An 8374-nucleotide genomic window follows, 5' to 3' on the forward strand; every position below is an offset into this window, starting at 1 on the left:
CATCAAACTCGTCGACGACACCACCACCACCCCGGCCGTCAGCCCCGGCGCGCCGGACCTCAGCGAGGCCGACCGGGCCGCGCTCCGACGGGCCGTCGAGGCCCTGGAGAAGCCGGGCCTCGCCGCGCGGCTCTCGGCGGTGGCCGGCGCGCCCCTCGACATGATCGGCCGTGCCCTGCCGGCGCCCGTGACCGAGGCGGTGTCGCAGGCGACCGAGAGCGCCATGCGCGCCTCCCTGAAGGTCGCCCTGGCGACGCTGCCGGCCGGCCGCGAGATCCCCGTGCCGGCGCCGGGCGATCCGCTCCTCGCCGGTCCCGTCGAGACGGACTCCGCCACCGTGCGCAGGGTGACGCGCCTGGCGAAGTACCTGCCGTCCAGCGCCTTCGGCCACAAGGCGATGGCGGCCGTCTCGGGCGCTCTCGGGGGCGCCTTCGGCCTCGCGACCCTCGCGGTCGAATTGCCGGTCTCCACCACGCTGATGCTGCGTTCGATCGCGCAGATCGCCCGGGAGGAGGGCGAGGATCTCGGCGATCCCGAGAACGCCCTCGCCTGCGTGCAGGTCTTCGCCCTCGGCGGCCGCGAGGCGGCGGGAAGCGCCCTGACCGAGAGCGGCTACTTCGCCGTGCGCGCGGCGCTGGCCAAGACCATGGTCGAGGCGGCGCGCTATGCCGGCAACCGGGCGCTCCTCGACGAGGCGGCCCCCGCCCTGATCCGCTTCTCGACGCAGATCGCGGCGCGCTTCGGCCTCGTGGTCTCGCAGAAGGTGGCGGCGCAGGCCGTGCCGATCCTCGGGGCCGTGGGCGGCGCCGCGGTGAACGCCGCCTTCATGGACCATTTCCAGTCCACCGCGCGGGCGCACTTCACCGTGCGGCGGCTGGAGCGGACCTACGGCGCGGCCCCGGTGCGCGCGGCCTACGAGTCCGAGAAGGCGATGCTCGGCCTCTGACGGCGGACCGGGTCGGGCCTTCGGACCGGGTCAGGCCTTGGGATAGCGCCGCGTCAGGAGAGCGTGGACGAGGCGGGCGGTCTGGACCTCGCCCCCCTCCGGCCGGCCCGGCTTGGTCGAGGGATTCCAGCCGTAGAGGTCGAAATGCCCGTGCGCCCGCGTGTTGGGCGCGAAGCGGCGCAGGAACAGGGCCGCCGTGATCGCCCCCGCGAAGGGACCGCCCGAGACGTTGTTGAGATCCGCGATCTTCGAATCGAGCAGGCTCGCATAGGGCTTGTGCAGGGGCAGGCGCCAGATCGGATCGGCGACGGCGATCCCGGCCTCCGAGACCGAAGCGGCCAGCCCCTCGTCCTCTGTGAAGAAGGCCGGGAGGTCGGGGCCGAGGGCGACCCGCGCCGCGCCGGTCAGGGTCGCGAAGTCGAGGAGCAGCTCCGGCGCGTCGGCATCCGCCAGCGCGAGGGCGTCGGCGAGGATCAGCCGTCCCTCGGCATCGGTGTTGCCGATCTCGACCGTGAGACCGGCCCGGCTGCGGATGACGTCACCCGGGCGGAAGGCGCTGCCCGAGATCGCGTTCTCCACGGCGGGCACGATCAGGCGCAGGCGCAGGTGGAGGCCCGAGCCCATCACCATGTCGGCCGCCGCGAGGGCGGCCGCGGCGCCCCCCATGTCCTTCTTCATCAGGAGCATGCCGCTCGACGGCTTGATGTCGAGCCCCCCGGTGTCGAAGGCGACGCCCTTGCCGACGAGGGTCACCCGCGGTGCATCGGCCGGCCCCCAGGACAGGTCGATGAGACGCGGCGCCCGAGGGGAGGCGGCGCCCACCGTGTGGACCAGGGGAAACGCCTGCGCGAGCGCGTCTCCGGCGACGACCGTCACGACGGCGCCGTGGCGCTCGGCGACGGCACGGATGGCGGCCTCGATCTCCGCCGGGCCGAGGTCGTTGGCCGGGGTGTTCACGAGGTCGCGGCCCCGCGCCACCGCCTCGGCGATCCGGGTCACGGCCTCGCTGTCGACCTCCTCGGGGACTACGAGGGCCGGGCGTTCGGAGCCCGCGTCACGGTAGCGCCCGAAGCGGTAGCTCCCGAGGAGCCACGCGAGGGTCGCCGCACCGGCGTCGAACCCCTCCGCCGGTGCGAGGCGATAGGTTCCCGGCGGGAGCGCGCCGGGCAGCTTGCCGGCGATCATCGGGTCGCTGCCGTCGCCCAGGCCGAACAGCACCTGGCCCAGTCGACCGTCGGGGGCTGGGAGGAGGGCGATCCGCCCGGCCTTCGGCGCGAAGTCCGTCGCGCGGGCATAGGCGGCCTGGGGGGCGGGCAGGGACGCCTCCACTCGGGGCCAGGTATCCGGTGTGACGCAGGTGATCGGGACGGAGTCGCCCGGTTCGGCGACGAGGCGGGACAGGGACTGGGTCATGGGTCTCGCGAGGGCAGGGGCGGGCAATTAACGGCGGGTTAGGGTTAACGCTCTATCACCGGCCGAACGGGAGCGCGAAGCGTCCGCCCGAGCAAATCCTGGGCCCTGCCGGCCCGTCGCGGAGCGCGTCATGGTCACGCCGCTGTTCACGTTCTCTCGGATCCGTCCGCGGCCCCTCCTGGCGGCGACGCTCGTGGCGGCCCTCGCGGCCGGCTGCCAGTCCCGGTCTCCGGAAACGACCGGTTCCATCGGCGGCCTCTCGCTGCCGGGCTTCGGCCGTCCCCAGGGTCCCGCGGTGGTCAGCCGGCGGGATGTCGAGGCTCTGGGCGAGAAGTACGGCGCCGATCCGAACGACGTGTCCCTGGCGCTGCGATACGCGCAGGCGCTCCGCGCCACGAACCAGAAGCCGCAGGCCGTCGCGGTCCTGCAGCAGGTTGCCCTGCGCAACCCGAAGAACAACACCGTGCTCGCCGCCTACGGCAAGAGCCTGTCCGAGGTGGGCCGCTTCCAGGAGGCGGCCGATGTCCTCCAGAACGCGCACACGCCGGCCCGGCCGGACTGGCGCGTGCTGTCGGCCCAGGGCGCGGTCGCCGACCAGCTCGGCGACCACGACCGGGCCCAGGGCTTTTACGAGGCGGCGCTGAAGATCCAGCCGGACGATCCCGTCATCCTCTCGAATCTCGGGCTCTCCTACGCCCTCGGCCGGCAATTGCCGCAGGCGGAGGCGACCCTGCGGCGAGCCGCCGAGCAGCCGCGCGCCGATGCCCGCGTGCGCCAGAATCTCGCGCTGGTGCTCGGCCTCCAGGGCAAGTTCTCCGATGCCGAGGCGGTCTCGCGCCAAGACCTCTCGCCGGAGGAGGCCGCGGCCAACACCGCCGCCCTCCGCGCCTTCGTGGCCCAACCGAACAGCTGGAAGGCCCTGAAGGCCGCCGATGCCCGGGGGGCCCGTCCGGTCCGCCAGGTCGCCGAGCGGCCGGCCGAGTGAGGGGGTCTCGTACCGATGGGGCGGGTGACTTGAGGTTAACCGCAGGTTAAGGCCCACGGCCTAGTCAAGACCGGACCGAGTGAAGAACGGCGCCGACGCCGCGCGCCGACGGCTCGCGGCCCTGCAGCCGAAAGAGGAGAAGGCGTGCGTTGGGGGGCTGATCGCTGGCGCTTCTATCGGTTGATCGGACGCGAGATCGCGCGCTCCGTGCGCGATACCTATGCGCGGGTGACCGGTCGGCCGGATATTCTTGCCCGCGCCCGCGTGACGGCCCTCGTGATCGCGCCGCACGACCTGCGGACCAGCGACGCCACCTTCGCCGACGACATCTATGCCGGGCTGTTCGTCTTCGCGGGGCGCTCCCTGTCGGTCAGCGGCCGCTCGCCCTTCGACTATGCGCCGCCCTCGCCGGAATGGGCCGACATCCTCTACGGCTTCGGGTGGCTGCGCCACCTGCGAGCGGCCGATACGGCCCTGGCCCGAGCCAATGCCCGCGCCTTCGTGGCCGACTTCGTCGCCGGCCGTGGCGACGCGGCGCTCGCGCGGCCGACGCCGGTGGCGGCCCGCCGGCTGATCTCCTTCCTGTGCCAGTCGCCGCTGGTGCTGGAGGGCGCGGACCACGCCTTCTACCAGGCCTTCCTCAAGGCCCTCGGCAAGACGGCCCGCGACCTCGAAGGTGACCTGCGCCGGGGCATCTCACCCCAGAGCCGCCTGCTCGCGGCGGTGGCGCTCTGCTACGCCGGACTCTGCTGCGAGGGCATCCAGCCGATCCTGCGCCGCTCCACCCGCATCCTGGTGCGGGAACTCGACCGGCAGATCCTGCGCGACGGCGGCCATCGCAGCCGCGACCCGCGCTTCGCCATGGAACTGCTCCTCGACCTCCTGCCTCTGCGCCAGACCTTCCTCTCGCGCAGCGTCGACCCGCCGGAAGCCCTCCTGCACGCCATCGACCGGATGCTGCCGCTCCTGCGCCTGCTTCGGCATCCGGACGCCTCACTCAGCCATTTCAACGGCATGGGCGCGACGGCGGCGGACCACCTCGCCACCCTGCTGGTCTATGACGGCGCCCTGGCCCAGCCGATGATGCACGCCCCGAATTCGGGCTACGAGCGCCTGGAGGGCGGTCGCGTCCTCGTCGTCGCCGATGTCGGGGCGCCGCCCCCCCTGGCCGATTCGATCAATGCGGGCGCCGGCTGCCTGTCCTTCGAGATGTCGAGCGGGCCGCAGCGCATCGTCGTCAATTGTGGGCTGCCCGCGAGCGGCCCGGAACTGCGGCGCCTCGCCCGCAGCACGGCCGCCCATTCCACCGCCACGGTGGGCGACACCTCGTCCTGCCGCTTCCTCGTGGGCGGGGGCGCCTGGTACGAGCGCTGGGCCGTGACCTGGCTCTCGCACAGGATCGGCCCCGTGATCCTGCGCGGCCCGCGCGACGTGAAATCCGAGCGCACGACGGAGGAGGGTGCCACCGTCCTGGCGGCCCGCCACGACGGCTATGCCCGCGACTGCGGCCTCGTCCACGAGCGGCGCTGGCGCCTTTCCGGCAACGGCAACCTCCTCGCGGGCGAGGATGCCTTCGTCCGTCCGCCGGCGGCCAAGCGGGGCAAGACCCGCCACCGGCCGCAGGAGGTGGCGGTGCGCTTCCACCTGCACCCGGCCATCGCGGCGCGCGGCCTCGAGGACGGGCGCATCGAACTGATCTCGCCCATCGGCGAGGTCTGGCATTTCGGCGCCGAAGGGGCATCGGTCGCCCTGGAGGAGAGCGTCTACTTCGCGGGGCTCACCGGCGCCCGGCGCACGGACCAGATCGTGCTGCACCTGTCGGTGGCGGAGGATACCCGCATTCGATGGGGCTTCGCCCGGGCGCAGCTGCGGCAGGATTGACGTCGCGGCCGACGGCGCGGCTGGCCGCAGCGCACAATTTTGTGGTAGGCGCCGGTCAGTTCCTCGTCGCTTGCCTTCGGACGCAACGCCATGTCGCATGACCAGGTGCGGGTCACCCGCGCTCTCCTCTCCGTCTCGGACAAGGAAGGCGTCGTCGCGTTCGCCACCGCCCTCGACCGCCTCGGCATCGAGCTCGTCTCCACCGGCGGCACCCACAAGGCCTTGCGGGCGGCGGGGCTCGCCGTCACCGAGGTCGCCGACCTGACGGGCTTCCCCGAGATGATGGACGGGCGGGTGAAGACTCTGCATCCCGGCGTCCATGGCGGACTGCTCGCGGTGCGCGACAACCCCGAGCACCAGGCGGCCCTCGCGGCGCACGGGATCCGCGCCATCGATCTCCTCGTGGTCAACCTCTACCCCTTCGAGGCGACGGTGGCGCAGGGCGCCTCCTACGACGCGTGCGTCGAGAACATCGACATCGGCGGCCCGGCGATGATTCGTGCCGCCTCGAAGAACCATGCCGACGTCGCGGTCGTGGTCGATGTGGCGGACTATGCCGATCTCCTGGCCGAGCTCGAGGCGAATGCCGGCAGCCTGCACGAGCGGACCCGGCGGCGCCTCGCCCAGAAGGCCTATGCCCGCACGGCGACCTACGACGCGGCCATCGCCAACTGGCTCGCGGGACAGATCGAGAGCGAGGCGACGCCGGCCTACCGTGCCTTCGGCGGCACGCTGGCCCAGCCCCTGCGCTACGGCGAGAATCCCCACCAGAGCGCGGCCTTCTACCGGTCTGCGGGCCTGAGGCGGCCCGGCGTGGCCACGGCGCGCCAGCTCCAGGGCAAGGAGCTGTCCTACAACAACCTCAACGACACCGATGCGGCCTACGAGTGCGTGGCGGAGTTCGACCCGGCCCGCGCCGCCGCCGTGGCGATCATCAAGCACGCCAATCCCTGCGGCGTGGCCGAGGGCACCGACCTCCTCGAAGCCTACGAGCGTGCCCTGAGCTGCGATCCGACCTCGGCCTTCGGCGGGATCGTCGCCCTGAACCGTCCGCTGGATGCCGAGGCCGCGCGCAGGATCGTCGAGATCTTCACCGAGGTGATCATCGCCCCGGACGCCACGCCCGAGGCGATCGCGATCGTGGCGGGCAAGAAGAACCTGCGCCTGCTCCTGGCCGACGGCCTGCCCGACCCGCGCGGGGCCGGCGAGACCGTGAAGACGCTGGCGGGCGGCCTGCTGGTCCAGGCCCGCGACGCAGCGGTGGTCGACGACATGCCCCTGACGGTCGTCACGCAGCGGGCGCCCACGGAGCGCGAATATGCCGACCTGCGCTTCGCCTACCGGGTCGCCAAGCACGTCAAGTCGAACGCCATCGTGTATGCGCGCGACGGCGCCACGGTGGGCATCGGCGCCGGGCAGATGTCGCGGGTCGATTCCTCGCGCATCGCCGCCTGGAAGGCGGCCGAAGGCGCCCGGCGCCTCGGCGCCGCCGAGAGCCTCGCCAAGGGCTCGGTGGTCGCCTCCGACGCCTTCTTCCCCTTCGCCGACGGGCTGATCGCGGCGGCGGAGGCCGGGGCCACGGCGGTGATCCAGCCGGGCGGCTCGATGCGCGACGCCGACGTGATCAAGGCCGCCGACGAGGCCGGCCTCGCCATGGTGTTCACCGGCCACCGCCATTTCCGGCACTGACTTTCTACCCGGGCCGCCGGGAACGGCTCTGCGTCCCGGACCTAAGAGGCCCCACGCCATGACGCACACGCAACATTCCACCCGCCGCGAGGAACGCCGAGCGGCGGGCAAGCGCCTGCGCGAGCAGGTCTCGCGGGAATCGCATGCCGAGTGGCAGGCCTCGCCGCAGCGCGATCCCCTGGCGATCCTTCAGGCCGCCGAGGCGAGCCGGCTGGCCGAGCTCGTCCCGCTCCGGCGGGAGCGGATGCGGGCCGATCCCTTCGCCTTCCTGCGCGGGGCCGCCGCCGTCATGGCGGCCGATCTCGAGGGCGTGCCGGTCCCGGGCATTCCGGTCCAGGCCTGCGGCGACTGCCACATCGGCAACTTCGGCGTCTACCGCAGCCCCGAGGGGCAGACGCTGTTCGACATCAACGACTTCGACGAGACCCTGTGGAACGTCGACTTCACCGTCGACGTGAAGCGGCTCGCCGCCAGCATTGCGGTGGCCGCCCTTCCGCGCGGCGAGGACAAGGCGCGCCGCGCGGCGCGGGCCGGGGTCCGGGCCTATCGCGAGCACATGCGCGAGCTCTCGACGCTGTCGCCCCTGGCGATCTGGCACAGCCGCATCGACCTCGAGCACGAGGTCGGGCGCCTGGGCGACGACGACCTGTGCCGGCGTCTCCTCTCCGAGGCCGCCACCGAGAACGCGGACGGGCTCGCCCGCGGCGACGTCCCGACCCTCGCGGTGGCTCCGGACCAGACCGACCCGGCGGATTGGACCATCGCCGATAAGGCGCCGACGATCTTCCATCGGGGTCCCGGCGGCCTGACCGAGGCGGTGCAGGACGCCGCGCAGGCGCTGCTGGCCTATCCGCACAGCCTCACGGCCGATCGCTGGACCCTGCTCTCCCGCTACGCCCAGCGCGACGTCGCCTTCAAGGTCGTCGGCGTCGGATCGGTCGGGCTCGTCAGCGCCGTCGGGATCTACACGGATGCGGACGGAGCGCCGCTGTTCCTGCAGATCAAGGAGGCTCGCCCCTCGGTGATCGGCCAGCTCGCGCTCAAGCCCTTCAGCGTCGTCTCCGAGGGCCAGCGAGTGATCGACGGCCAGCGGATCATGCAGGCGGCGAGCGACCTCTTCCTCGGCACCGCGTTCTCCGAAGCCAGCGGGCGCTCCTTCTACGTGCGCCAGCTCAAGAATCGGAAACTATCGGCCGTGGCCGAGATCCTGGCCGAGAGCGGCGCCAAGGCCTACGCTCAGCTCTGCGGCACGACCCTGGCCCGCGCCCATGCCCGCTCGGGCGACGCGGCGATGATCGCCGGCTATCTCGGCAAGGGCTCCGCCTTCGACGAGGCGGTCGCGGACTTCGGGATGCGCTACGCCCGCCAGAGCGTCGCCGACCACGCCCTGATGGTCACCGACTTCCTGACGACGCCCGAGCCCGAGGCCCGTTGAATCGAAAAGGGGCCCCCCTCGCGGC

6 protein-coding genes are annotated in these 8374 nt (G+C 72.7%); 5 read left to right on the forward strand and 1 reads right to left on the reverse strand.

The features are described 5' to 3' along the window. The first annotated feature begins 1 nt into the window (after nucleotide 1). Entirely contained in the window at nucleotides 2–946 is a 945-nt protein-coding gene (locus tag AC3WLN_RS06915) for an EcsC family protein (RefSeq protein WP_492480342.1), read from the forward strand. Between the two features lie 30 nt (nucleotides 947–976). Here AC3WLN_RS06915 and AC3WLN_RS06920 read toward each other — a convergent pair whose 3' ends face one another. Continuing rightward, complete coding sequence (locus AC3WLN_RS06920; RefSeq protein WP_492480313.1) at nucleotides 977–2359, reverse strand: leucyl aminopeptidase family protein; 1383 nt, start codon at nucleotides 2357–2359, stop codon at nucleotides 977–979. A 130-nt stretch (nucleotides 2360–2489) separates the two neighbouring features. On the opposite strand from AC3WLN_RS06920, the gene AC3WLN_RS06925 reads away from it, so the two are divergent. From AC3WLN_RS06925 to AC3WLN_RS06940, 4 genes are all read left to right on the forward strand, one after another. Continuing rightward, on the forward strand, nucleotides 2490–3344 hold the full coding sequence (locus tag AC3WLN_RS06925) for a tetratricopeptide repeat protein (protein ID WP_492480314.1): 855 nt from the start codon (nucleotides 2490–2492) through the stop codon (nucleotides 3342–3344). A 144-nt stretch (nucleotides 3345–3488) separates the two neighbouring features. Next, the gene (locus AC3WLN_RS06930; RefSeq protein ID WP_492480315.1) at nucleotides 3489–5225 is read left to right on the forward strand and encodes a heparinase II/III family protein; all 1737 of its coding nucleotides are present in this window, start codon (nucleotides 3489–3491) and stop codon (nucleotides 5223–5225) included. Between the two features lie 90 nt (nucleotides 5226–5315). Next, nucleotides 5316–6914 (forward strand): bifunctional phosphoribosylaminoimidazolecarboxamide formyltransferase/IMP cyclohydrolase, encoded by a 1599-nt coding sequence (purH, locus tag AC3WLN_RS06935; protein ID WP_492480316.1) that lies wholly within the window; start codon nucleotides 5316–5318, stop codon nucleotides 6912–6914. A 58-nt stretch (nucleotides 6915–6972) separates the two neighbouring features. Continuing rightward, complete coding sequence (locus tag AC3WLN_RS06940) at nucleotides 6973–8349, forward strand: DUF2252 domain-containing protein (protein WP_492480317.1); 1377 nt, start codon at nucleotides 6973–6975, stop codon at nucleotides 8347–8349. Nucleotides 8350–8374: the final 25 nt, after the last annotated feature.

The sequence above is a fragment of the Methylobacterium sp. FW306-05-D genome, assembly GCF_058782155.1.